This is a genomic window from Alcaligenes faecalis, from assembly GCF_041521385.1.
GTDB lineage: Bacteria > Pseudomonadota > Gammaproteobacteria > Burkholderiales > Burkholderiaceae_B > Alcaligenes > Alcaligenes faecalis_E.
Window position 1 is genome coordinate 2,834,835 of sequence record NZ_CP168006.1, and the last position, 24,105, is coordinate 2,858,939.

The window sequence follows — 24,105 nt, forward strand, 5'->3', positions numbered from 1 at the left end:
GTTTACGCGACACTTGGAAATGGTGGACAAAGCCATGAGCGTCCAGAGGGAGTGCCTTCAATCATGTTGCTTCCTCTATTCAGACCGTCATAAACAAAACGGGGCCTGTCTCAATGAAGGAGCAGGCCCCGTTTTTAGATGAGCAAAGACTTAGCGGAACTGGAAGTGTTCCTTGTGCAAGGTCCAGGATTTTGCGGGCAAAGTCTGTTTGAGTGCACGCCGCAGTTGCCTGCCCATGGCCGCCGGTCCACAGAACCAGATGTGCAGGGGTTTATCGGCATGGTAGTACTGCAGCACCTCTTTGGGCGTCCAGCGGCGGCCATCGGCATAGATTTCAAGGTCTACATCCGGGTGTTCCTTGGCGGCTTTGCTCAACGCTTGCGCCAGCGGATCATAGCCGTGCCGACAGGCATATTGCAGATAGGCGTAGGGAGCATGACCTTCTTTGTGCTCCTGGCTTAACCAAGACAGAAAGGGCGTGGCGCCCACACCGGCACCGACCCAGATATAGATACCCGTGTTGTCACTGTCCGGTTGAGTAAAGCGGCCATAAGGGCCATCCAGCTCGATGCCCTGACCAATATGCAAACGCTCGGGCAATTCGCGTGTCCAGTCACCCAACTGCTTGATATGAAAGCGCACAATCTGGTTGTCCTGATCGGCATCGGACAAGGTAAAGGGATGGGATTCCGATTCCCCCTTCAAACGTAAAAAGGCGAACTGCCCGGCCTGGTGTCCAGGCCAGGATTGGTCCATGCGGCATTGCACCTCCAGCACATCACCTTCTGACGTACAGGAGATGACGGTGCCCGTGTGCGGATAGGCCGAACTCAAGTCGCGTAGCAACTGGATGATGGCTGCTGCTGTGCCGATCACCATGGTGATGGCCAGCGCCCAGCCGCCTATGCCGCTCCAGTAGGCAGGCGGTGTCAGCACCACGCCGTGAAAGATCAGGATCAGATAGGCCACAGGCATCAGGCGGTGCAGGCTGTACCATTTTTTATAGGAAATCGTGCGGCGGGCCAGGGTGATGATCAGCATCAGAATCAGCGCGTAAAACGTCCATTCGCCCAGTGTTTTGGCATAGGGCTTGAACAGGCTGACCCATTCGGGAACCGGGGTTTTGGCCAGACGGCCACCCGTGCCGATGGCTGCAGAAATCAGACCTTTGGATTCCTTGCCAAGCCAATGGGCCAGACTGAGCAAAATGGCGATAATGCCCAGCCATTTATGCAACTTGTAGGCTTTGTCCATGCCACCGAGCCAGGGCTCCAGACGACGGGGGCGCAGGGCCAGAACCATAATGGCTGTCATGGTGCCCAGTGCCAGAATGCCAGTCAGCAGCATGCCTTCCTGACGTATCAGCCACAGGGTATCGCCCGGCGGCGAGGGGGCAAGCCACAAGGCTTCCACAGCCCAGATTAACAAGAAGGTAGAGAGCAACAGCAAAAGAGGGCGACGCATGGTCTTGTCCGGATTGTTTGAAAGAGCCGGATGCTATGTATTCGCTATCTGAAAAACGTAGCGATGCAGCGTACCGGAAACATCTTATTGATGTTAGTACGCTGCCCAGGGGTTTGTAGGGTCAGTACTCAAGGGCTTTTTGAGAAAACACAAAGGACCCCTAAATAGTTGTTATTTAAAGTATTTGTTAATGATTCCGGTTGCTGTTTACGCGATTTCAGCGTGTTGCAGAGTCACTCTGTTGATTGCTTGTCAGCCCTCTTGAACAGGGCAGATCAGTGATGCCAGATCCAGCAAGGCTGCATCCTGATGCGCTTGTCCGATCAATTGCAGACCCAGCGGTAAAGGGCTGTTCTGACCAGGCGCAGGCAGGCTCAAGGTAGACCAGCCCAGCAGTGCCTATGCCGGTGTGTCCAGGCATGTGTATCGCTTTCGCCAGGACTTCCCGCAAGTGGACATACAGATCCACGAGATGAACTCCAGCGATATGCCTGCGGCTCTTTATGAGCGCCGGGTAGATGTGGCCTTGATTCGGCCTTCCTTTGCCGTTCCGGATCTGAACCCGCAACTGGTGGAGTCCGAGCCGATGGTGTTTGTGGTGAGGCGTGATGATCCACGTGCTCAGGAGCATCGTCAGGGGCTGACCTTGCACCAGGCTTTCTCTTATGAAATGGTGGCCTACTCGCGCCAGCAGTCACGCTATTTTCATTTGCTGCAGCAACGTATGTTGCAGCGTTCGGGCTGTCTGCCGCGCTTTGCGCAGGAAAGCATGGTGCCCACGGTGTTGGTTATGGTGGAAGCGGGTATTGCCCCAGCCATTGTTCCCGCCTCCCTGGCACGTTTGCGTACCGATACCTTGGAGTATCTTCCCCTGCTGGATGCCGACGATATTGCGGCTGAGCTGATGAGTGCCTATGTCTCGGACAATACCAACCCGGCTTTGATGAATTTTCTGACGGTGTTGGAGCAGAATCGCTCACATTGATTGACGGGCGGCCAGCCACTCACGCATTGACTGCCCCGTGCGTTGCCGAAACAGACGGGACAGGGCGGAAGGGTTGGCATAGCCCAGATCCAGGGCAATGCGTTTGGCAGACTGGCCTTGGGCCAGTCGCTGGCAGGCCAGCGACAAGCGCCATTGGGCTAGATAGTCGGCTGGCGTATCGCCGACCCAATGTTTGAATTGCACGGCAAATGCGCTGCGTGACATCTTGGCTTCCTGAGCCAACGATTGCACGGTCCAGTCCCGGCCCGGATCGGTCTGAATGGCCAGCAAGGCCCGTGCTACCGGCGGGTGCGACAAGCCTCGAAACAAGCCCACGGGAATCTCGCAACGATCGGGATGGTCAAATAGCCAGCGCAGCAATTGCAACAAGACAATCTCGAACAGACGGTCCGCCAACAGGCGATGGCCGCAGCGTACCGACTCGGTTTCCGCAAAGAGCAGGTCCAGTGCTTGTTCCAGACCAGCGGCCTCTTCCAGCGGGACAATAATCAGATCGGGCAGGGAGCGGGCCAAGGGATGATGCTCTCCCCCGTCAAAATCCAGGGTGGCACAGGTGAAGTCCGAGCCTTCATTGGGCATGTCGTAGAAGGCGTGTTCCAGCGGGCGGGGATAGAACAGCAGGCTGGGTCGGTCAATAGTCAGGACTTCCGGCACCGGGTCGCGTGGGTCGTGGCGCACGCTGAGCTGGCCGCGCCGCAGGATGTGTAAAAAGGCGCGCCCTGGTTGGGCCGAGAATCGGGTGACAGCACATAAAGAGCCGTTGTAGAACAAATGGGCGCGAACGCGGAACTGTTCCAGCAGAAGGGAGAGACGATCCAGGTTCATGAAACCATCCTTGTCTGGATGAAAAGGTAAGTTGTCGGGACTAATCTTATCCAATGATCCTGGTGTTGGCGAGACACTATTCCTACTCGCTTCTTTTTGGCCACCTTGGCCGTTCTTACCAGGAGATCACCATGTCCCGCCTTACTTTGCCTGACCTTGCCCAAGCTCCCGCTGCCAGCCAGCCCGCTTTGCAGGAAATTCAAAAAGCATTTGGTGGCAGTGTGCCTGCCATGTTCCGTATGGTGTCCAATTCGCCCGCTGCCTTGCGTAGCATGTGGGGCTCCTTCGGCGCTTTTGCCGGTGGCCAGTTGGGTGCGAAATTAGGTGAGCAATTGGCCGTAGCGATTGCGGATCGCAATCGTTGCGAATACTGCCTGGCCGCTCACAACGTGCTCGGTGCCAATGCCGGCTTGAGCCCGGAGACGCTGGCCCAGGCTCAGCGTGGTCAGTCTGATGACCCACGTACCGCCGCCGCTTTGAAATTTGTGCTCAAGCTGGTGGATCAGCGTGGGCAAGTGTCGGCTGCCGATGTGCAAGCCGTGCGCGACGCGGGTTTTTCTGAAGGGGAAGTGGTGGAACTGGTTGGGGTGACTGCCTTGAACCTGTTCACCAACTACATCAACAATGCGCTGGGAGTCCCAGTGGATTTCAAGGCTGTTGAACTGACTGCGTAAGCACGCTGTGTGATGGCCCGCCCGCGTACTGGCAGGCGGGCCTTTTTTGTTTTGAACCGTCCCAAGACCAAAAGCACCCCCTCGGGGGGGCAGCAAGCCGAAGGTGCAGCGTGTGGGCTTGTTTTGTCGTCGGGCCGCCCCAAGACAAAAAGCGCCCCCTTGGGGGGCAGCAAGCCGAAGGTGCAGCGTGTGGGCCTTTTTTGTCGCCGGGCCGCCCCAAGACAAAAAGCACCCCCTCGGGGGGCAGCAAGCCGAATGCGCAGCGTGGGGGCCTTTTTTGTCGCCGGGCCGCCCCAAGACAAAAAGCGCCCCCTCGGGGGGCAGCAAGCCGAAGGCGCAGCGTGGGGGCCTTTGTTGCGTTTACTGGCTGCGTTTTAGTTAGCTGACAAGGGGCCGGAGTTAATGGCTGTCAACGGCTGGTTCACCTCGAAAAAGCGAGCATCAATGCCGGTAATGCCAAAGCTGTTAAGCCGCTTGCTGTGCATGTCCAGATACGCCTGTGCGCTGGCTTTATCGCTGAACAGATACACGCCGCCTGCTTTGGACTGCTCCTTGTTTTCCGTCCAGATTTTCCAGATCAGTCCAGGTTCCAGGCAGATGGATTGCGCCAGTTCCTGCATGGCTTCGCTCATCTCTGGACCCCAGGGACCGGGGTAAGGAAAATCAACATACAGCAAGGTACTCATGATTGGCTCCATATCAAAATACGTGCCGAACATCATACCTTGATGGTTGAATTGTCCAGTACTGTCTCTTATTTGTCATAGGACGTTGAAAGCGCCGTGATTGGCTGGCCTCGCCCATGAAGGGGGCGTATAGTTTTTCTTTTTGCTATTTGCTGCTGGAAGCCCTCATGTCCTGGACCGCTTTGTTGTTGGTGGTGTGTGCTGCGTTCATTCATGCGGGTTGGAATCTGCTCTCCAAACGGGCTGCGATGGCAGGAGCGCATTTCGTATTTGCGTACTCTTTTTTCGCTATCCTGTTTTATTTTCCCATCATGTTGTGGGTGGTTTTCACTCAAGGCAATATGCCTTGGACCATTGAAACCATGACCTGTTTGCTGCTCAGTGCCTTGCTGCATATGGGCTATAGCCTGAGTCTGCAAAAAGGCTATCAGGTGGCGGACCTATCGGTGGTGTACCCCATCGCTCGGGGCACCGGGCCCATGCTCTCGTCTATTGGCGCCTTCATCTTGCTGGGCGAACCGGTACGGCCTTTAGGGGTGCTTGGCATTTTGCTGGTGGTGATGGGCATTTTGCTGATCGCCACACAAGGCCATCTACGACGGTTCTTCAGCCCCTCTGCATTGACGGGCGTGCGCTGGGGTATGCAGACCGGGATTCTGATTGCCGCCTATACCGTGGTTGATGCGTATGGCGTTACGGTCTTGTTGATCTCGCCGTTTCTGCTGGATTGGTTCAGCAATGTGCTGCGTCTGGGCATGTTGGCTCCTTTCATCGCCAAGCGCGGGCGGGATGGCTTCGTCAAACTTAAACCCTATTGGAAACTGGCGGCGGCTGTGGGCCTGCTCTCACCCATGTCCTATATTCTGGTTTTGCAGGCCTTGCGGCTGGGGGCTCCCTTGTCCATGGTGGCCCCGGCCCGTGAAATGTCCATGATGGCGGGTACGTTGTTGGGCATGATCGTGCTGCGCGAGAAGGCCAATGTCTGGAGTTTGCTGGGTTGTGCCGTCATGATCAGCGGGGTTGTTGCCTTGACCTCCGGTCCTGCTGCCTGATCACTCTCTTGAAATATCGCAGGCTGTCCCTATCTGTCTCCAATAGGGCGCGCTGTGGCGCGCGGCAATCAACCCTTTTTTTGCTTTTTCACCATGAGCCAGACTGACACTGCGAATACGTCCGAAACCCTAGGTTTTCAGGCTGAAGTCAAACAATTATTGCATTTGATGATTCACTCCTTGTACAGCAACAAGGAGATTTTCCTGCGTGAGCTGGTATCCAATGCGTCGGATGCTTGTGACAAACTGCGCTTCGAGGCCATCGACAATCCAGCTTTGCTGGAAGGTGATCCGGAAATGCGTATCCGTGTGGAGTTCGATAAAGAGCAGCGCACGATCACCATTGCCGACAACGGCATTGGTATGTCGCGTGATGAAGCCATTGCCAACCTGGGCACCATTGCCCGCTCGGGCACCAAAGAATTCTTCTCCCAACTGACGGGCGACAAGCAAAAAGACACCCAACTGATTGGTCAGTTTGGTGTGGGCTTTTACTCCTCCTTCATCGTGGCCGATCAGGTGTCCGTGCTGACACGTCGTGCCGGTGAGGATCAGGAAGCGGTGCTGTGGGAATCCTCTGGCGAAGGCGAGTTCACCATTGCCGCCGCTGAAAAAGCCGAGCGTGGCACGACGATTACCTTGCATTTGCGTGAAGGCGAGGACGATTTCCTGGATGGCTGGCGCTTGCGCAACGTGCTGCGTCGCTACTCTGATCACATCTCCTTGCCCGTGCAAATGCGCAAGGAAGAGTGGGACGAAGAGAAGCAGCAGCAAGTCAAGCAGGACGAGTGGGAAAGCGTAAACCAGGCCAGCGCCCTGTGGACACGCTCCAAGTCGGAAATCACCGACGAGCAGTACCAGGAGTTCTACAAGCACATTGCTCACGATTACGAGAATCCTCTGGCTTGGACACATAACCGGGTTGAAGGTCGTAGCGAATACACCCAGCTCTTGTTCGTGCCCAAGCAAGCCCCTTTTGACCTGTGGGACCGCGATGCTCGCCGTGGCGTGAAGCTGTACGTGAAGCGCGTGTTCATCATGGACGACGCCGATCAACTGCTGCCCGCCTACTTGCGTTTTGTACGCGGCGTGATCGATTCGGCCGACCTGCCGCTGAACGTCTCGCGTGAAATCCTGCAAGAAAGCCGCGATGTACGTGCCATTCGTGAAGGCAGCGCCAAGCGCATTCTGTCCTTGCTGGAAGATCTGGCCGAGAACCAGCCCGAGCAATATGCCGAGTTCTGGAACCAGTTTGGCCAGGTGCTGAAAGAAGGCGCCGGCGAAGACATGGGTAATCAGGCCCGTATCGCTGCTTTGCTGCGATTTGCGTCCACGAATCAGGAAGGCTCGGCCCAGACCGTGTCCCTGAACGATTACATCGGTCGCATGAAAGAAGGTCAGGACAAGATTTACTACGTCACGGCTGACACTTTTGCCGCTGCGTCCAACAGCCCGCATCTGGAAGTCTTCCGCAAGAAAGGCATCGAAGTGCTGCTGATGTCCGACCGTGTAGACGAGTGGATGCTGTCCTACCTGCGCGAATTTGAAGGCAAGCAGTTGGTTTCCGTGGCCAAGGGCGGCCTGGACCTGGATTCGCTGGCGGACGAGGAAGAGAAGAAACATCAGGCCGAAGTGGCCGAAACCTTCAAGCCGCTGGTCGAGCGTCTGCAAACCACCCTGGGCGAGAAGGTCAAGGAAGTGCGCATTACAGCCCGTCTGGTCGATTCTCCCGCTTGCGTGGTGGTCGATGCCAACGAACTGAGCCCGCACCTGCTGCGTATGCTGCAGGCCGCTGGTCAGGAAGCCCCTGAGGTCAAGCCGATTCTGGAAATCAACCCGGAGCACGCTTTGATCACCAAGGTTCAGGCCGCTGACGATGAGGCTTTTGGTGAGTGGGCTCAACTGTTGCTGGAACAAGCCATGCTGGCCGAAGGTGCCGCATTGCAAGATCCTGCCAGCTTTGTGAAACGCGTGAACCGCTTGCTGCTGAATCTGTAAGTCTGATACTTACGGGCTCTGCCTTAAGGTGGAGCCCGTTATCAGTTCCTGGGCCTCTATCGTGCTGTAGACGATAGAGGCCTTTTTGTGTCTGTTGAAAGAGACTATTGCAGGAAGAAGGGCACAGTTAAAGGGAAGGGCTTGTTAAGCGATTTTTTGTGTCTTGTCTACATAAATGAGAATTGATCGTAATACGATGTATGTACACGACACTGTAGGCCAAAATCCACTGATTTTGAGTTGAATTTAAGGAAATCGTAAGATTTGGATAGACTTCATAATAAGAATGATTAATATTACGATCTCCTATTAAAAGCACTTATCAGGCATCGAAACACTGCTAACACACGTGATCAACCCTGCTTTGATTGCATTGCCTTGAAAAAGTGATACCTACCATATGGAGTTGGTAATGTCGTTCGTTTCTTCTGTGCCGCCTCGTCGCTTTGCCGAGACGGTCTTGTCTGCTGCCCTGTTTGCTGCCCTGACGAGTCCTGTGATCGCTCAAACCGCCAATCCAGGCGTGACCGAGTTGCAGTCGATCAAAGTTCAAGGCTCGGAAAATGCCAATGGCATTGATGGCTTTCAAGCCCATAAAGCGCAATCGGTGAAGTTCTCCGAAACTTTGCTCAACACGCCGCGCTCTATCACCGTGATTCCGGAAGAGGTGATCAAGGATCGTGGTGCGACATCGCTGCAAGACGTGCTGCGCACCACTCCCGGCATTACCTTGGGTTCGGGCGAGGGCGGCACTCCTGTGGGAGATCGTCCTTTTATCCGTGGTTATGAGGCCAGTACCGATATTTTTATTGATGGTGTGCGTGATTACTCCCGTGGCTCACACGAGACCTTCAACCTGGAATCGGTTGAAGTCTTGAAGGGCCCCAGCTCGGCGTATACAGGCCGTGGCGGCACTGGCGGTAGCCTGAACCTGGTGACCAAGTCTCCCAAGCTAAAAGACTTCTTCGAGGTGGAAGCAGGTTACGGTACGTCGGACCAATATCGTCTGACGGCGGATGGTAACTATGCTTTCTCGGACACAGGCGCAATCCGCTTGAACCTGATGCGCATGGGTGGTGATGTCGCCGGTCGTGATGGCGTGAAAATTGATCGTTGGGGGATCGCTCCTTCTATCGCCTTTGGTCTGGGTACCCCCACACGTGTGACCTTGTCGTACTCGCATCTTGAAAATAAAGACATGCCGGATCTGGGTTTCCCCTTCAGGAATGCCGCCAATCCGGATCGTGTGACGCCCTTGGAAGCAGACCGAGACAATTTTTACGGTCGTCATCAGGTCGATTTTCGTGAATATACAGCAGATACTGCTACAGCACAGATTGAGCACGACCTTAACGAACGTTTCACGGTTCGCAACGTGACGCGCTATGGCAAGACCTTGAATCATTACTTGATGACCAGACCGTCGTTTGATAATTGCAAGGCCAATTCAGGTGGGGCGTGCGCCAGTGAGGGGGAGGGCTTGCAGTTTACGCGATCGGATCGGGCGCGCTGGCGCAGCTCGGAGTCCCTGCTGAACCAAACCGACGTATACGGTACGTTTACAACGGGTACCTTGAAACATGATGTGGTGGCTGGGTTTGAGTTCAGCAAAGAGGATATCTACAACCGGAGTATTACGGGCACGCCTGGCTCGGATACGGACTCTTTTTATAATCCGAATCCAAATCGCAGCTACAACTATTCCTTGAGCTATGGTTCCAAAACCAAAGCAGGCGATATCAAAACGCGCTCAGCGTATATCTTTGACACCATTGCGTTCAACGAGCAGTGGTCAGTCAATGGTGGCGTGCGATTTGATCGTTTTGAGGTCGACAACACCCAGGAATCCCGCAAAGATGATATGTGGAACTATCAGTTGGGCGTGGTCTATAAGCCAGCTCGTAACGGTTCCATTTATTTGAGTTATGGCACCTCGTCTAATCCGAGTGGTGAAAATCTCGGTCAAGCCGGTGGCGCCGATGGCCCGGCAGGTGGTTCCGCTATTCACAATATCAAGCCAGAGCGTAGCTATAGCTGGGAGTTGGGGACGAAGTGGGATGTCTTTGATGAAAAACTGTCTCTAACAGCGGCTGTTTTCCAAACTGATAAAAAAGATGCTCGTGCAAGTGATCCACTGACGGGGGATGTCTCTTTGGCAGGTAGCAACCGTGTCCGTGGTTTGGAGTTAGGGGCCGCGGGGGCCATTACGCCGCAATGGAATATCTGGGCAGGATATACCTACCTGGATCCGAAAATCCTAAGTTATCAGGTCAAGCAGCGTGACGGTACAGTGAATGTCTTTGACGGCAAGCAGATGAAGTTCATCTCCAAGCAGAGCTTCAACGTTTGGACGACGTACAAAGTCATGCCCGAGCTGACCTTGGGGGCGGGTGCCACGTTTGTGGGTAAACGCTTTGTGGATGATGCCAATCAATTGAAGCTGCCTTCTTACTGGCGTTACGATGCGATGGCGCGCTACGACCTGAACAAGAACGTGTCCTTCCAGTTCAACGTCAATAACATCAGCAATGTACGCATGTATGATGCTTCCCACGTTGGCCTTTTTGCCAACGTTGGTCCAGGCCGCTCCTACATGTTCAATGCCTCTTACCGCTTCGAGTAAGTTGCGCCGTGTAAAGTAAAGTCAGATGGGCCGCCTGTTGGGGTGGCCTATCTGCTTTTTGTGCGGTCTTGTGTCTCTCCTTGTTCTTGCAGGTATCCCATGCTGATTACTATCCCGGACGTTCTCAACGCTGAGCAATTGCGCGATTGTCGCCAGGCCCTGGAGCAGGCACAGTGGGAGGATGGGCGCACGACGGCGGGTTATCTGGCCCAGCACAGCAAACGGAATCTGCAATTGCCCCTTGAGACAACTGTCGCCCGGCAAATGGGGGAGTTTTTAATGCATGTACTGGGTCAGCACAGTGGCTTTATTGCCGCTGCCTTGCCCCTGCGCATGCTGCCTCCACGTTTTAATCGTTACGAAGGTGGCGGGGAGTACGGCAACCATATCGATAACGCAATTTTTACCGTTCCTGGTACGGGGCAGCGTTTGCGAACCGATGTTTCCTCAACCCTGTTTTTCAGTGATCCCAACGAATATGAGGGTGGGGAGTTGATCATCGAGGACGTGTACGGAACACAATCCATCAAGCTGCCCGCAGGGCATATGGTGGTGTATCCCGGTACCAGTCTGCATCGTGTTCAGTCGGTGACCAAAGGAACCCGCTATGCTTCGTTTTTCTGGACGCAAAGCATGGTGCGCCATGCGCATCAACGCAAGATTTTGTGGGAACTGGATCAAAGTATTCAACAACTGGCCCAGCAGAACGCGGATGCCCAGGAGTTGTCGCGCCTGACGGGGATTTATCATAATTTGCTGCGTGAATGGAGCGATGTCTGATCGCCAGGAGCTTGATTGATCATGTCCCAAGAACGGCTGCCCCCGCTTAGTCATATTCCGGCCCAGATTGCTTGTCTGACGGATTATGAACCGTATGCCCGTGCGCGTATGCGTGCGCAAGATTGGGCGTATTTCAATGCAGGAGCGGCCGATGAGCTTACGCTGCAAGACAACCTGGCCGGCTTCGGGCGTTGGGGGCTATGGCCTGCCGCCCTGAGTGAATTTGATCAGCCCTCAACCCGCTTGACGCTGCAAGGGCAGTCCATGGCGTACCCGATTCTTCTGGCTCCCGTGGCTTATCAACGCTTGGCCCACCCCGACGGCGAGTTAGCCAGTGTGCTGGGTGCAGGGGCAATGGGAGCGACCAGCGTAATCAGTATGCAGGCCAGTTGTTCCTTTGAGGAGCTTGCAGCCCAGGCGCATGCCCCTTTGTGGGCGCAGTGGTATTGGCAAACGGATCGCGCATTGACGCTGGATTTGCTGACGCGGCTTCAGGCAGCGGGTTATGCCGCATTGATGCTGACGGTGGATGCTGCGGTCAATGGTGTGCGTAATCAGGAGCAGCGTGCAGGCTTTGCTTTGCCCGAGGGTGTGGAGGCCGTGAATTTGCGAGGTGTTCCCACGCAGCAAGCGGTGCTGGGCGCAGCAGGAACCAGCCCTTTATTTGGCAGTGGTTTGCTAAATAGTGCGCCCACTTGGGATGATCTGGCCTGGTTGGTGCAGAACAGTCCTCTGCCTGTGTGGGTGAAGGGAGTGATGCGGCCCCAAGATGCGCAGCGTGCGCTTGATGTAGGGGTTGCCGGAATGGTTGTGTCCAATCATGGTGGGCGAACCTTGGACGGTGCTCCCGCCTCTGTGGACGTCTTGGCACAGGTTTGTCAGGTCGTGCAGGGCAGGGTACCGGTCTTGATGGATGGCGGTATTCGACGCGGAACAGATGTGCTCAAGGCATTGGCGCTTGGTGCAACCGCCGTGATGATTGGCCGGCCCTATGTTTATGGACTGGCTGCAGCAGGAGCGGCCGGCGTTGCGCATGTCCTGCATATTTTGCGGGCGGAACTGGAAGTGGCTATGGCACTGACCGGCTGCAATACCCTGGCCGATATCAAGCCCGACGTACTTTATCGGCCCTGATCCAGCTCTTGTTCCGGCAAGGTTTCTTTGGGCCAGCCGTGCTCGCGTTTCACCCGTTCCCAGTCAAAGAAAGGCCCCGGATCTGTCTTGCGTCCAGGGGCAATATGCTCGTGGCCTCGTACTGCGGTCAAGTTATGACGCATGCGCAAGGCGCGACTCAGGCGGGATAGCTCTCGGTACTGCGCGTCGGTAAAAGGCTCGAAATCGCTACCTTCCAGCTCGATGCCAATAGAAAAATCATTGCAGCGTTCGCGGTCTTCAAAGCGCGACACACCCGCATGCCAGGCACGGCGGGTAGTAGGCACAAACTGGATGATATGGCCAGTACGCTGGATCAGGAAGTGTGCCGACACCTTCAGGTCCCGGATGTTCTCGAACCAGGGGTGGGCGCTGATATCCAGCTTGTTCTGGAAGAAATCCCGGATATACGGCCCGCCAAACTCTTGCGGGGGCAGGCTGATATTGTGCAGCACCAGCAAGCTTGGGGAGTCCCCCTCGGGGCGATCATCCTGATTGGGGGATAAGGCACGCAGGACATTGGCATGAGGTTTCAGCCAGCCCTGACGGTCCAGGTCGTAGGCGTGGTGCATGCGGGCCATGGGCTTAACTGCGCGGGCCGCGCTTGGCGTGTTCCAGGCTGCACCAGGTGTGATGATTGCTCATCAGGGCTTCGGAGCGGGGCAAAAAAATACCACAGTGCGCGCAACGAACCATCTCTTCTGCCTTGCCTTGTTTACGGGGCGGGCGCATGGTCGGGTTGGGTGGGTTGTGTTTGCGGGCCTTGTTTTGCGACAGGATGCGGACAATGATCATGCCCACCAGAATGGCGACAACCCAGAATAAGACTTTACCCAATTTTCCCTCGTTGCAAGATGACGTCCAGTACAAAGTGGCTGCCTGTATAGGCCAGCAGCAGGAAGGCAAAACCGGCCAGGGTCCAGCGCAAGGCAATGCGACCCCGCCATCCATACTGTTTTCGGCCCCATAGTAAGCCACCAAATGTAACCCAGGATAGCAAGGTAAAGACAGTTTTATGGTCAGCGGGTAAAAATTTACCGTCTATTGCCATGGAGACGGCAGCGCCGCTCAGGATGGTGAAGGTCAGAATGAAAAAAGAGACGCGGATCAGGCGAAATAGCAACTCTTCTTGCACCAGTAGAGGCGGCATGGTGTCCAGCATTCGGCTAAATAAACCACGTTGCTCCTGATGAAGAATAGGGCGGTGCAGTTGGCGATCCAGTGCTGTCATCAAGACGGCGTGCAGGGCGGCCACGGTGCTCAGTCCATAGGCGACCAAGGCAATCATCAAGTGGAGGCGCAGCCATTCATTGCCGACATGGTTGACGATATGGCCTTTGGGAAAGGCCATGGCCAGCAGGCTGACGATTGTAGCTGCAGGCAGTAGAATGAGCAGCAGGCTGTCCAGACGCAGATACAGGCTTTGAAACCAGAACACCACCATGCCCAGCCAGATTGCCGCCGACAGGGCCAACGCCCAGCTCAGATGTAGCCCTTGGGGCAGTACAATCGTCAGCAGCAGGCCCGCCCCATGCACAATGATGGCGCAGAGCAAAGCCACCCGGCTGGGGGCGTTCAGTACGGTTCGGGTGCTGCCGCGAGTCAACGGACGCCATAGCGAGATCGACAGCACGATGTACGCCAGTGCGGCGAGCAAGTGAAATACAATACTTGCAGACATAAGTCCCGGATTTCCTGAAAAACGGTACGGGGCGTACCTCAAGTGGCCATTTTATTCTTATTCGTAGACCACACGATAACCTAGTTTAAGCGAACCCAGTCCTATGTTTGAAAATCTGACCCAGCGTATGTCGCGTGTGGTGAAAACCATGCGCGGACAGGCTCGTCTGACCGAATCCAATACTCAGGAGATGTTGAGGGAAGTGCGTCTGGCGCTGCTGGAGGCGGACGTGGCCTTGCCTGTCGTGCGTGATTTTGTTGCACGGGTTAAAGAAAAAGCACTTGGCGTTGAAGTGGCCGACAGTTTGAACCCCGGTCAGGCGCTGGTGGGGGTTGTTCACCAGGAACTGACCAATCTGATGGGGGCAGACCTGGGTGATGACGCCAGCGAGCTGTCCCTGGCGGCGCAGCCACCGGCTATTATTCTGATGGCGGGCTTGCAAGGGGCGGGTAAAACCACCACCACCGGCAAGCTGGCCAAATGGCTGAGTGAAGGCGGTCATGCTCAGCATGGTCGTAAAACGGGCAAGAAAAAAGTGCTGGTGGTCAGTGCTGACGTCTATCGTCCCGCCGCTATCGAGCAGTTGAAAACCGTTGCTGCTCAAGTGGGCGTGGAGTTCCTGCCCTCCGACCCCAGCCAGAAACCGGCCGACATTGCCCGCAATGCCCTGGACCACGCCAAGCGCCATCACTTTGATGTGCTGATTGTCGATACGGCCGGTCGCCTGGGTATTGATGAAGAAATGATGCGCGAGATTCGCGCCCTGTACGACCTGCTGAATCCCATCGAAACCCTGTTCGTGGTGGACGCCATGCAGGGTCAGGATGCGGTGAACGTCGCCAAAGCTTTTGCAGACGCTTTGCCATTGACCGGTGTGGTACTGACCAAGCTGGATGGTGATGCACGTGGTGGTGCCGCCTTGTCGGTGCGCCATGTCACTGGCAAACCGTTGAAGTTTGTGGGTGTGTCGGAAAAACTGGATGGTCTGGAGCCATTTCACCCCGAGCGTATGGCTCAGCGCGTGTTGGGCATGGGGGACATTGTTTCTCTGGTTGAACAAGCCCAGCGCAATATCGACATTGCCGATGCGCAAAAGATTACTGACAAGATCAAGGCGGGCGACAAGTTCGACTTGAACGACTTTCGGGACCAGTTGCAGCAAGTCAAGAAGTTGGGTGATATGGGTTCTTTGTTGGAAAAACTGCCTGCGCAGTTCTCCCAGGCGGCGTCCCAGTTGCAAGGCGGCCAGGCTGAACAGCAGTTGCGTCGTACTGAAGGCATCTTGAACTCCATGACGCCGGCCGAGCGCGCCAAGCCTGAATTATTGAAGGCCTCGCGCAAGCGTCGTATTGCGGCGGGTTCGGGTGTGCCGGTGCAAGAGGTTAACCGCTTGCTAAATCAGTTCGAGCAAATGCAAGGCATGATGAAGCAGATGAAAAAAGGCGGCATGGCCAAAATGATGCGCGGCCTGGGCGGTATGGGTGCCTTGAAAGGTCTGGCTGGTAAAGGCTTCAAGGGCTTTCGCTAAGCAGCAAGTTGATTCTGACCCGGATGAACGGAGTCTGGCTGCAGCATTACAAGCTGACCAGATGACAAACGTGCTTCATGGACAGTCCCCCGAAAGTTGGATTCAGATCCAACCTTCGGGGGACTGTTTATTTGGGCTGGATTTTTTGTTTGCCTATGATGCTGATCGCTTTAGGTGCCCAGTGCAGGCAAGGAAAGATTCCAACCTAACTCTGCATTCAGGAACCATAGCTCCTGACGGGTCTGGAAGCTTGCACCCGCATTAATACGGGCCAGTAGTTGATCTTCATAGGCGGCTGGAATCTGTACTGCTCTTTCTATACTGGGTAGAGATTGGTAGTGCTTGTAGACGTCCAGCAAGGTATTGGCGACCTTCCCCGTGCGGTTGTACTCATCCTCCATTTTTTTGCAGAGTATCCGTCGTTGGACTTGGTCTTGGGCATTGGATTCGATCCAGGCTGCACGCCGTTCATTCACGGTAAAGGTGCTGCTTTCATCGTAGGCAATCAGGGCTAGTTGTTCCTGGCTCAAGCCCTTGAAAGGGTTGGGTTTGTTGGGGGCATTGAGAAAGGCAGTGGCTTGTCGTGCCCGGGCTAGATGTGCAGGATCCTCTGTATCAGGGACCTGCGCATCATGGACTTTTTTGTGGTCATAGTAGCTGTCACTCGTAAAAACCTTTAAAAGCGTTTGGCCTTTTTGGGCCAGCTCCTGACGAGTCAGATTGGCTTCCCGTTCAGCAGATCGCTGTGCCGCCTCGCTGAGCTGTTGGGCAAGCGAGGAAACGCTGACGTTGCTCGTTTTATTTACCCCGGCTTCAGGCGGTGCGTCAGGGGTAGGGGATGATTGTTTCAACGAGGTATTCGCAGGCCAATTAGCGATCACTTCAGGCACTGGGTTCAGTTGATTCAGAGTATTCATAGTGGCGTGCTGTGGAGAAGGGGGGCTACGCCACTGGGGATGAAGCGTAGCAAGGGTCAATCAACGCATCGTGAATTCGACGCTCCAGGCTTTGGTGACGGCATTAATGGATGTAATGTTGGCGGTGCAAATTGCGCCTCCAGAGGGAGTGGCGTCTACCGTATGAGGTTTAAGCCCGGAGGAAGGGGGGACATCTCTATAGACGGTGTAAAACTTGCAGGTTTTATTGCCAATGATGTAGTGGGCTGAAGCGAAGTTGGTATTGCTTAGGCCGGTTTGAACTTGAAAGGTATCGGATGTACCTGGAGTCACCACTGCTTTAGGTTTAGGAGATGCATAGAGGTAAGTGTTGGAGTCATTGACAGAGATGATGGTGTGATGAGCATCTTTATCGCTCAGGTTCTTGAAGGTAACTGTCACTAAGGGGCCGGCATAAGCCGCCATGCTGCTAAGCATGACTACAGTTCCAACAAGGGCACGTAAAGATGTTTTGGCAAGCATGGGTCGATCTCCTGGTTTGATTGAGGTAAGTAGACCGACAAATCTTGATTAAGGCAGCGAGACTTTATTGAGCGATATATGTGTTTTTATTCTGGGTATGGCGGAGTTTGCTACGTTTTTGTTCTTTTACTCGTATCGGTATTTCAAGGTTCCAGTCGATTTTGCGGTTACTAAATGGAATAAAAGTAACTTTACTATACAAATGTCGTGGTTTGTCTGAAATTTATTATTTATCAAATGCTTAGCTTGCTAATCGTATTTTGTAGGAAATGTAGCCAAGGCAAAAAAAGTGAAATGGGATGTTTTGGAATAGTGGGCGAGACAAGTTGGAGGGTCTGTTGCCTTGCGATGGCACGCTGCACTTTTACGGAACCCGTTGCGAGTAAGTTTGCCATGTAGTCTTAATGCAGTTTTGTCAGCAGATCTTTGTGCAAATGAAAAACGCCCGATGCATGGCATCGGGCGTTTCATTTTGGCTGGGCCGTGATCCCATAGGTTTGGCACCTAGGGATAATGGCCTGCAGATTCGGGTTTTACAGCGCCGGAATACGCAGTACCTGACCGGGGTAGATCTTGTCAGGATGGCTGAGCATAGGCTGATTCGCTTCAAAGATAACGGTGTATTTTGCACCGTTTGCCTTGCCGTAGTGGGTTTCAGCAATTTTCCAGAGGGTGTCGCCTTTCTGTACGGTGTACATGGTGGCTTGGGCGGAAGGCTGAGCAACGCTGAGCTGGTTGTCGACTTGGGAGACACCCAGGGTGTTGCCCAGAGCCAGCACAATTTTTTCAGCTTGTTCGGTGGAGGCAGCCTGGCCGCTAACCGTGACTTTATCGCCATCAACCGCCAGATTCAGATCGTCGGCGGAAAGTTGGTGTTTAGCCAGTTCTTTCTGGAGTTCGTCTGCTGTCGCTGCTTTGGCTTCGTTGGCACCAAAGAGTTTTTCGCCGACATCTTTAAGAAAACTGAATACGCCCATCGCTTTGCTCCTGAAGTTAGGGTTCCATGGCTGCCTGCGTGATGGCAGGCGAGACGGCTCATTATGACCTCATTTTTGGCCATAAAGTCGTACTGGAATGTCAGCAATTGTGCATTTTAAAGGGTGAGTATCAGCCGCCACCGACGGCAACCACGATCTCGATGGTGTCGCCTTCTTTAATGAAGGTGCTGGCGTGCTGGCTTTTGGGTACGATGTCGCCATTCAACTCTACGGCAATGCGCTTGTTTTCGTAACCCAGTTCGATAATCAGCGTGCCAACCGTGTCAGAGTTTGCCAGAGTCTTGCTTTGGCCGTTCAGGGTAATGTTCATTCTTGTCTCTGGATAGGGTTCGGGCAGTGCCCGATGAGTGATTCAGATGGCGAATTTCTGGGTAGCAGCCAGCAGCCGGGCCAAAATGCCCGGTTCGTCGTAGGCGTGGCCTGCGTCTGCCACCATGTGAAATTCTGCTTGAGGCCAGGCGCGATGCAGTTGCCAGGCTGTATGCGCCGGAGTGCACACATCATAGCGTCCCTGCACGATCACCCCTGGAATGCCATGCAAGCGGTGGGCGTTTTCAAGCAGTTGATTCGGCTCCAAAAAGCCCTGGTTCATAAAGTAGTGGTTTTCAATGCGCGCAAAGGCCAAGGCGGCTTTATCACTGGATTTGGCATCCAGGTGATTCTGGCTGGGCAAGAGCGTGATCGTATTGCTTTCCCACTGCGACCAGGCATGTGCGGCGCGTAGCTGTACAGCGGGGTCATCGCCCGTCAAACGCTTGTGATAGGCGGTAATCAGGTCACCATGCTCTTCTTTGGGGATAGGGGCCAAATATTGTTCCCAGATGTCCGGGAACAAGCGCGAGGCACCTTCCTGATAAAACCAGCGCAACTCTTCAGGGCGGGCCATGAAGATACCGCGCACAATCAATTCACTGACGTGTTCGGGGTGGGTCTGGGCATAGGCCAGCGCCAGGGTCGAACCCCAGGAGCCGCCAAAGACCAGCATCTTGTCGGCTTTGAGCTTTTCCTGGCGCAGTCTCTCCATGTCCTGCACCAGATGCCAAGTGGTGTTGTTCTCCAGGCTGGCATGAGGGTAGGAACGTCCGCAACCGCGCTGATCAAACAGCAGCACATTGTATTTTTGCGGGTCGAACAAGCGGCGGTGATCGGTAGAACATCCTGATCCCGGCCCACCGTGCAAGAAAACGGCCGGTTTACCTGCGGGGTTGCCGCAGCATTCCCAGTAGATATGGTGTCCATCCTCGGTGTGCAAGGTGCCTTGGGCGTAAGGCTCTATAGGCGGGAACAGGGTAGCGCTCATTGTTCTTTCTTGGGCCAGTTCAATTCAGGGGTAGGGGTGTCGTTGCGGGTGAAGATCAGATCCCACACGCCATGACCCAGACGCAGCCCACGGTTCTCGAATTTGGTCAGGGGGCGGAAGTCAGGGCGGGGTGCGTAGCCGTCGTGTGTGTTGCTGAGCATGGGCTCGTCGGACAGCACTTCCAGCATTTGTTCGGCGTAATTTTCCCAGTCGGTGGCGCAGTGAATATAGCCACCGGGTTTCAGACGGCTGGTCAATAGCTGAATAAAGGGCGACTGCACCAGACGACGCTTGTGATGGCGTTTTTTGGGCCAAGGGTCGGGGAAGTAAATATGAATGCCAGCCAGCGAGGCAGGGGCGATCATGTCGCGCACCACTTCCACCGCATCATGCTGGATGATGCGGATATTGCTGATCTGCTCGTCATCAATACGCTTGAGCAAGGCGCCAACACCGGCGTTGAACACTTCCACACCCAGGAAGTTGTCGTCTGGACGAGCCTGGGCAATTTTCTGGGTGGTTTCACCCATGCCAAAACCGATTTCCAGAATCAGGGGATGGTCGTTGCCAAACACGGTTTCCGGTTTCAGGATGCTGTCGCGGTAGCTGACTGACCATAGGGGCAAGAGGCGCGCCAGGGCTTGTTCCTGGCTGGGCGTAATGTGCGCGCGCCGATGAACAAAGCTACGGATATGGGTCTCGCCGGAATTGCTGTTCGCGACATTGGGCGACAGCAGGGATTGTTTTTCGTTGCTGGTGGTCATGGTTGTGGCGCGGGCATCAGGAATGGCTCGCGTATTAGCTAAAAGCGGGAAAGTTCTATTGTAGTGAGTCTTGCCACTGAATTCATGGGGAGGTGCGTGAAAAAGATAGGGCGGGAACCACGCATCAAGAAAAGATCGCGCTATAATTTTCGCTTCCCTATTCGCGGGATCGTTCGCTTTTAACGCGGACCTCTCCAACAGGGCGGGTGTAGTTTAATGGTAAAACTGATGCTTCCCAAGCATCCGTCGTGGGTTCGATTCCCATCACCCGCTCCACGCTCCTCATTCAATGTGGTCTGGCGGTTTCCATAGTTGTTTGAATTTAAAGGTTTTGTACCTTTTGGATTCCGCCGAGCATCATGTCAAGCCACCGATTGTCACCGCAAACAAGTCGTTTTTTGCGGTTGAGAGCAGTTCCGTATCGCGCATAGGAGCGAGAGAGAATAGGGATGCCCAAAAAGGGAAAAGGCGCCTCTCCTGTGTTAAGCAGACGGGGAGGCGATGGGCTCTGTTCAAGCATCAGCAATTCGAAAGGCTTCCGCCATTCGATCTTGTTCGCGTGCCGGTAGCCCTAGTCCTTTGGCCATAGTTCTCCATTGGCGAACGATTCCTTGGAACTTTGCAATGATTTCATCGGCCTTGTTTAGATCCAAGCGAAAGTACGCTGCGACTTCGCGAGCGAGCTCCAGATCTAGCGCGTTGTCCACTTCTGTGATGTTGAGCTTCAGGCCGTCTCCAACGGGCACCGGGTTCATGTCGTAGGCTTCAGAGAGTCGCCAACCCGTTCCTGGTACAAGGATAAATCCGTGGTTGCGTAAGTGATCGTCTGTGTTCGATACGAGGATGTTGAATACGATTCGTGACCATAGCTCGCGGAGGTCGATGTTGGTCTGGGAGCCATGCCTGATAAGGACTTCAGCCAGCTCCAGATAGCTGACTCCGGTCGACGCATCATCACCATCGCTGTGACCGGTCATGGTCATTGCTGAGGCAAAGTGCAGGCGTCGCCCTTCATCAGTGCGATCAAATCGCCGCACCATGAAGCAGTGGTAGTCACTCGCAAATCTTCGCGCTTCAGCGGCCACGACATTCAGCCCACAACCGACCGCCAAGGCATTGACGACCATCTCCCATCCACCGACGTCATAGTCATCGTGAGAGCTCGGAAACTTGGCGATGTACAAGTGTCCCTGTTCATCAGCCACGCTTGCCTTAGGCCTGGCACCTCCTAGGGAGCCACCGGGGGCGATCAACATTCTGAGCCATTTTTGGCCTGTTTGAGCCTCGTTGTTTGGATCTTCTTCCAGCGCCCGACTCGCCTGTTCCAGAGCTCGAATCTCGGCAAAAGGTGGGGCTGCCAGTCCAACCGTATCATCGAGAAATTCGCCTTGATCTTCTCGCTTGTAGCGCAAGGCTCCCACGCGGTAGAGATCGTGCACGCCAAGCAGGTAGTCCGTTTCATACAGTCGAGTCCCAGCAGGCTGGATACCTGCACGAATATCCCGTGCGAGGCGACGGTCCATAAGCAAACGGCCCCATCGATCAGGACTGGAGTCAGAGAACACGCCGAACCTGTCCTGGGGCGCGGTAGGATACTGGGGCCCTTCGAACTGGAAAATCCTTGGGTCAAGAACCAGTTGGCCAATGACGGGGTCTGCAAGTGCTGCGGGATCGTACTGAAATTCAAACGTCTCGTGCGCACGTGTCCTGCGGGAGTTTAGAACACCTACTCGCTGAGGTTGAGGCAGGCCGTCCCAATCTGCATACACTCCGATCATCGTCATTTTGTGTCATCCTCTTTTCGCTGCTTAGGAGAGGGTTCCAAGAGAGACGCCAGACTTTTGGATGTAGTTCGAGAGTTCCTCGCAGAGGGGTGGGGCGAGTCGGCATAGATACCGTTGTCCGGCTCATTCATTCGGTTGCTTGCACTGTTTATGCTCTTCTTGGGAGTAGGTGACTTGTCGATTACCTTTCCTGCTGGAGATCTGCCCACTCTCTCGTTCCAAGTCGTTTGGGGAGGGACGGATGGTGATGTGGTGCTCGGCCGTAAAAGGCGTGAGTCCTGAAGTCGACGGCCAAGCTCGTCGTCAGCACCCAGCATGGCGAGGTCTTTTTCAATGCCGAGGACTTGCATGACGGAAAGGTAGGCACCTATCGTTACGCCCGGCCCCCCGGACTCAAGGGAGCGTAGCGTCATCGGCGACATTCCGGCGCGCTCTGCCATTTGCTTGGCGGTGATTTTGCGGCGCAAGCGTGCAAGTTTGAGCCGCTCACCAAATTCAGCGAGTCGCTTCTGGGTCGTCGGCATAAGGGGAGCGGTCTTTTTTGCCATAGTGCTAGTATTCCTGCGTTTCTAGACTGGGTTAGCCATAATATTAGCATTCAATCCCTTTGTTTTTATTGTTTTAAAGCCATTTGTTAATACTGGGTTTGCATAAAAATGCTAATATTTTGGATAAATTACTGTTTTTGTGAAAAAATATTAGCACTTCTTGTTGGGGGAATGTCGCTAGCGTTGATTCGTTTCCAGTTGTGGATACGCCTGTTTCAACTTCCCGGATACGTGCCAGCCGCTTTCTTTCAAAGAGCGAATGACCCGAGTGGTGTCTTGATCAGAGATTTCAAGTATTTCTTTCAGCCTTTCCTGGGCTTGTTGAAAGATCACCAGAATGTGGGCTTCTTCGGCCATTTCATCATGGATGTTGTGTGTCACGTCTTGCACGGTGTGCAGCACATGCTCCGTCAAATCACGATAGCCTTAGGCGAATTGTGCGTCGGTATAGTCATCGAAAATAAAATTGTGCTGGGTGCCATCTTCATAGGTCGTCGGCTTGCCAACGTGATAAGAGCTTGCGTAATGTCCCATAAACGGGCGTGAAAACAGTAATTTCGTACGTTTTAGAATCCTAAAAAGAACGTGAATATAGTAATAAAACTAGGATTTTGTTGAAAATGATAAAAACCAAGTTTGGCTTGGGTCTTACCCAGTTTGCTTGAGCTCTCTCCCATGGCACTATACCCAGCATGCAAGAAGATCTTTTCGGCGATGCCATTGCTCAGCCACCCGCTTCAAAGCCCGCCGCTCCCTCCCGACGCAAAATCACCAAAGTCAGCCTTGCTGCTTCCGCGCTGGAGCTAAGCGATCTGGCGACCCAGCTTCCTGAAACCCTGCGTTTCGGTGTCTCCACCTGGTCCTACCCCGGTTGGGAAGGCTTGATCTGGGATGGCGAGTACGAGTCGAGCATCTTGTCCAAGCACGGTCTGGAGGCCTATCACCAGCATCCTTTGATGCGTACAGTCTGTGTCGATCGCAGCTTCTGGCGTCCTTTGACGGTCACACAGTATTCCGCCTACGCCGCACAGGTGGATGAGGATTTCCGCTTCGTTGTGAAATGCCCGTCCATGATTACGGATGCGCAAGTTCGTGATGAGCAGGGCAAGGTGCGTAAGTCGAATCCGGACTTTTTGGATATTCGTCTGGCTGTAGAGCAGTTTGTGCAGCCTGCGGTCGAGGGTTTGCGTGACAAGCTGGGCGTGCTGGTCTTCCAGTTAAGCCCACTGTCCTGGGGCTGGTTGAACCGCCCGGCAGAGATGTTCGACAAATTGGGGCAGATGCTGGCGGCGGCGCGTGAGGCTTTGCCGCAGGGTTCACAAGTGGTGCTTGCGGTAGAAGTCCGAGATCCGGAGCTGCTGACCCAAAGTCTTGTCGATACGCTCAAGGCCAATGGCGCGACGTTTTGCTTGGGCCTGCACGGCAAGATGCCGCCGATTGAGGAGCAATTGCCTGTATTGCGCGCCTTGTGGCCGGGGCCCTTGGTGTGTCGCTGGAACCTGAACCGGGAGTTTGGTGCTTACGGCTATGCGGATGCTCAAAAAAAGCATACTCCCTTCGATGCCATCGTCAGCGAGGACTTGCATACTCGCACGGTGCTGGCCCGCACAATTCGCGGAATTACGGGGGCGGGGCAGGCGGCATATGTGACGATCAGCAATGATGCGGAAGGCTGCGCGCCGCTCTCCATACAGCGGCTAGCGCAACGGATTGTGGTGCAAGAAAAGTAAAACGGGTCTTGTGCATGGGTCCCTAAAACCGGACAGTTCACACAGTGCATGTTGTGGCTTGTGACGGCCTGGGGGCTTGAGTGAAAAGGATCTG

At 54.6% G+C, this 24,105-nt stretch carries 25 protein-coding genes and 1 tRNA gene; 10 read left to right on the top strand and 16 right to left on the bottom strand.

Features of this window, described 5'->3' with window-relative positions; all coding sequences use genetic code 11:
- Window positions 1-150: 150 nt before the first annotated feature.
- On the bottom strand, window positions 151-1,464 hold the full coding sequence (locus tag ACDI13_RS12695) for a ferric reductase-like transmembrane domain-containing protein (RefSeq protein ID WP_316990882.1): 1,314 nt from the start codon (window positions 1,462-1,464) through the stop codon (window positions 151-153).
- A 252-nt stretch (window positions 1,465-1,716) separates the two neighbouring features.
- A complete protein-coding gene (locus tag ACDI13_RS12700; protein WP_316990881.1) occupies window positions 1,717-1,842 on the bottom strand; it encodes a hypothetical protein in 126 nt (41 codons plus the stop codon).
- A gap of 43 nt (window positions 1,843-1,885) precedes the next feature.
- Here ACDI13_RS12700 and ACDI13_RS12705 point away from each other — a divergent pair, with 43 nt between their 5' ends.
- The gene (locus ACDI13_RS12705; protein WP_316990880.1) at window positions 1,886-2,449 is read left to right on the top strand and encodes a LysR substrate-binding domain-containing protein; all 564 of its coding nucleotides are present in this window, start codon (window positions 1,886-1,888) and stop codon (window positions 2,447-2,449) included.
- On the opposite strand, the gene ACDI13_RS12710 is transcribed toward ACDI13_RS12705, so the two are convergent.
- Window positions 2,441-3,295 carry an AraC family transcriptional regulator gene (locus ACDI13_RS12710; RefSeq protein ID WP_316990879.1) on the bottom strand — a complete coding sequence of 285 codons (855 nt, stop codon included), beginning with the start codon at window positions 3,293-3,295 and terminating at the stop codon, window positions 2,441-2,443. The genes ACDI13_RS12705 and ACDI13_RS12710 overlap by 9 nt on opposite strands.
- Window positions 3,296-3,426: 131 nt before the next feature.
- On the opposite strand from ACDI13_RS12710, the gene ACDI13_RS12715 reads away from it, so the two are divergent.
- Window positions 3,427-3,969, top strand: a complete 543-nt coding sequence (locus ACDI13_RS12715) for a carboxymuconolactone decarboxylase family protein (RefSeq protein WP_316990878.1) — start codon at window positions 3,427-3,429, stop codon at window positions 3,967-3,969.
- A 374-nt stretch (window positions 3,970-4,343) separates the two neighbouring features.
- Here ACDI13_RS12715 and ACDI13_RS12720 read toward each other — a convergent pair whose 3' ends face one another.
- A complete protein-coding gene (locus ACDI13_RS12720) occupies window positions 4,344-4,655 on the bottom strand; it encodes a monooxygenase (RefSeq protein WP_316990877.1) in 312 nt (103 codons plus the stop codon).
- 167 nt (window positions 4,656-4,822) lie between these two features.
- Between ACDI13_RS12720 and ACDI13_RS12725 the strand changes: the two genes are divergently transcribed.
- From ACDI13_RS12725 to ACDI13_RS12745, 5 genes are all read left to right on the top strand, one after another.
- On the top strand, window positions 4,823-5,707 hold the full coding sequence (locus ACDI13_RS12725; RefSeq protein ID WP_316990876.1) for an EamA family transporter: 885 nt from the start codon (window positions 4,823-4,825) through the stop codon (window positions 5,705-5,707).
- A gap of 93 nt (window positions 5,708-5,800) precedes the next feature.
- Window positions 5,801-7,705, top strand: a complete 1,905-nt coding sequence (gene htpG, locus ACDI13_RS12730) for a molecular chaperone HtpG (RefSeq protein WP_316990875.1) — start codon at window positions 5,801-5,803, stop codon at window positions 7,703-7,705.
- Window positions 7,706-8,117: 412 nt separating this feature from the next.
- The gene (locus tag ACDI13_RS12735) at window positions 8,118-10,328 is read left to right on the top strand and encodes a TonB-dependent siderophore receptor (protein ID WP_316990874.1); all 2,211 of its coding nucleotides are present in this window, start codon (window positions 8,118-8,120) and stop codon (window positions 10,326-10,328) included.
- Window positions 10,329-10,427: 99 nt separating this feature from the next.
- Window positions 10,428-11,108, top strand: coding sequence for a Fe2+-dependent dioxygenase (locus tag ACDI13_RS12740; protein WP_316990873.1), 681 nt, complete (start codon window positions 10,428-10,430; stop codon window positions 11,106-11,108).
- Window positions 11,109-11,129: 21 nt separating this feature from the next.
- Window positions 11,130-12,242, top strand: a complete 1,113-nt coding sequence (locus ACDI13_RS12745; RefSeq protein WP_316990872.1) for an alpha-hydroxy acid oxidase — start codon at window positions 11,130-11,132, stop codon at window positions 12,240-12,242.
- Here ACDI13_RS12745 and ampD read toward each other — a convergent pair.
- The 3 genes from ampD to ACDI13_RS12760 are packed head-to-tail and all read right to left on the bottom strand — an operon-like array spanning window position 12,230 to window position 13,941.
- On the bottom strand, window positions 12,230-12,841 hold the full coding sequence (gene ampD / locus ACDI13_RS12750) for a 1,6-anhydro-N-acetylmuramyl-L-alanine amidase AmpD (RefSeq protein ID WP_316990871.1): 612 nt from the start codon (window positions 12,839-12,841) through the stop codon (window positions 12,230-12,232). The two genes, ACDI13_RS12745 and ampD, sit on opposite strands and share 13 nt — an antisense overlap.
- Window positions 12,842-12,845: 4 nt before the next feature.
- Window positions 12,846-13,097 carry a PP0621 family protein gene (locus tag ACDI13_RS12755; protein ID WP_316990870.1) on the bottom strand — a complete coding sequence of 84 codons (252 nt, stop codon included), beginning with the start codon at window positions 13,095-13,097 and terminating at the stop codon, window positions 12,846-12,848.
- Window positions 13,090-13,941 carry a cytochrome c biogenesis protein CcsA gene (locus ACDI13_RS12760; RefSeq protein ID WP_316990869.1) on the bottom strand — a complete coding sequence of 284 codons (852 nt, stop codon included), beginning with the start codon at window positions 13,939-13,941 and terminating at the stop codon, window positions 13,090-13,092. The genes ACDI13_RS12755 and ACDI13_RS12760 overlap by 8 nt, the downstream gene beginning before the upstream one ends.
- A 103-nt stretch (window positions 13,942-14,044) precedes the next feature.
- On the opposite strand from ACDI13_RS12760, the gene ffh reads away from it, so the two are divergent.
- The gene (gene ffh, locus ACDI13_RS12765) at window positions 14,045-15,469 is read left to right on the top strand and encodes a signal recognition particle protein (protein ID WP_316988582.1); all 1,425 of its coding nucleotides are present in this window, start codon (window positions 14,045-14,047) and stop codon (window positions 15,467-15,469) included.
- A 170-nt stretch (window positions 15,470-15,639) separates the two neighbouring features.
- Here the strand turns inward: ffh and ACDI13_RS12770 are convergent, their stop codons facing one another.
- The 6 genes from ACDI13_RS12770 to trmB form a co-directional block, all read right to left on the bottom strand.
- Window positions 15,640-16,386, bottom strand: a complete 747-nt coding sequence (locus ACDI13_RS12770; protein WP_316988583.1) for a hypothetical protein — start codon at window positions 16,384-16,386, stop codon at window positions 15,640-15,642.
- 60 nt (window positions 16,387-16,446) lie between these two features.
- Window positions 16,447-16,887: a hypothetical protein gene (locus ACDI13_RS12775; protein ID WP_316988584.1), complete on the bottom strand. Its 441-nt coding sequence runs from the start codon at window positions 16,885-16,887 to the stop codon at window positions 16,447-16,449.
- 533 nt (window positions 16,888-17,420) lie between these two features.
- Complete coding sequence (gene lysM, locus ACDI13_RS12780) at window positions 17,421-17,864, bottom strand: peptidoglycan-binding protein LysM (RefSeq protein ID WP_316988585.1); 444 nt, start codon at window positions 17,862-17,864, stop codon at window positions 17,421-17,423.
- Window positions 17,865-17,994: 130 nt separating this feature from the next.
- A complete protein-coding gene (gene thiS / locus ACDI13_RS12785) occupies window positions 17,995-18,195 on the bottom strand; it encodes a sulfur carrier protein ThiS (protein ID WP_316988586.1) in 201 nt (66 codons plus the stop codon).
- Between the two features lie 42 nt (window positions 18,196-18,237).
- Window positions 18,238-19,185: a prolyl aminopeptidase gene (gene pip / locus ACDI13_RS12790; RefSeq protein ID WP_316988587.1), complete on the bottom strand. Its 948-nt coding sequence runs from the start codon at window positions 19,183-19,185 to the stop codon at window positions 18,238-18,240.
- On the bottom strand, window positions 19,182-19,949 hold the full coding sequence (gene trmB, locus ACDI13_RS12795; RefSeq protein ID WP_316988588.1) for a tRNA (guanosine(46)-N7)-methyltransferase TrmB: 768 nt from the start codon (window positions 19,947-19,949) through the stop codon (window positions 19,182-19,184). The genes pip and trmB overlap by 4 nt, the downstream gene beginning before the upstream one ends.
- Before the next feature lie 202 nt (window positions 19,950-20,151).
- Here trmB and ACDI13_RS12800 point away from each other — a divergent pair.
- Window positions 20,152-20,225, top strand: a tRNA-Gly gene (locus tag ACDI13_RS12800).
- Window positions 20,226-20,461: 236 nt separating this feature from the next.
- Here ACDI13_RS12800 and ACDI13_RS12805 read toward each other — a convergent pair.
- The 3 genes from ACDI13_RS12805 to ACDI13_RS12815 form a co-directional block, all read right to left on the bottom strand.
- A complete protein-coding gene (locus tag ACDI13_RS12805) occupies window positions 20,462-21,733 on the bottom strand; it encodes a HipA domain-containing protein (RefSeq protein WP_316988589.1) in 1,272 nt (423 codons plus the stop codon).
- Entirely contained in the window at window positions 21,730-22,281 is a 552-nt protein-coding gene (locus ACDI13_RS12810; protein WP_316988590.1) for a helix-turn-helix transcriptional regulator, read from the bottom strand. The genes ACDI13_RS12805 and ACDI13_RS12810 overlap by 4 nt, the downstream gene beginning before the upstream one ends.
- 177 nt (window positions 22,282-22,458) lie before the next feature.
- A complete protein-coding gene (locus ACDI13_RS12815; protein ID WP_316988591.1) occupies window positions 22,459-22,695 on the bottom strand; it encodes a hypothetical protein in 237 nt (78 codons plus the stop codon).
- Window positions 22,696-22,973: 278 nt separating this feature from the next.
- Here ACDI13_RS12815 and ACDI13_RS12820 point away from each other — a divergent pair, with 278 nt between their 5' ends.
- Window positions 22,974-24,011, top strand: a complete 1,038-nt coding sequence (locus ACDI13_RS12820) for a DUF72 domain-containing protein (protein WP_316988592.1) — start codon at window positions 22,974-22,976, stop codon at window positions 24,009-24,011.
- Window positions 24,012-24,105: the final 94 nt, after the last annotated feature.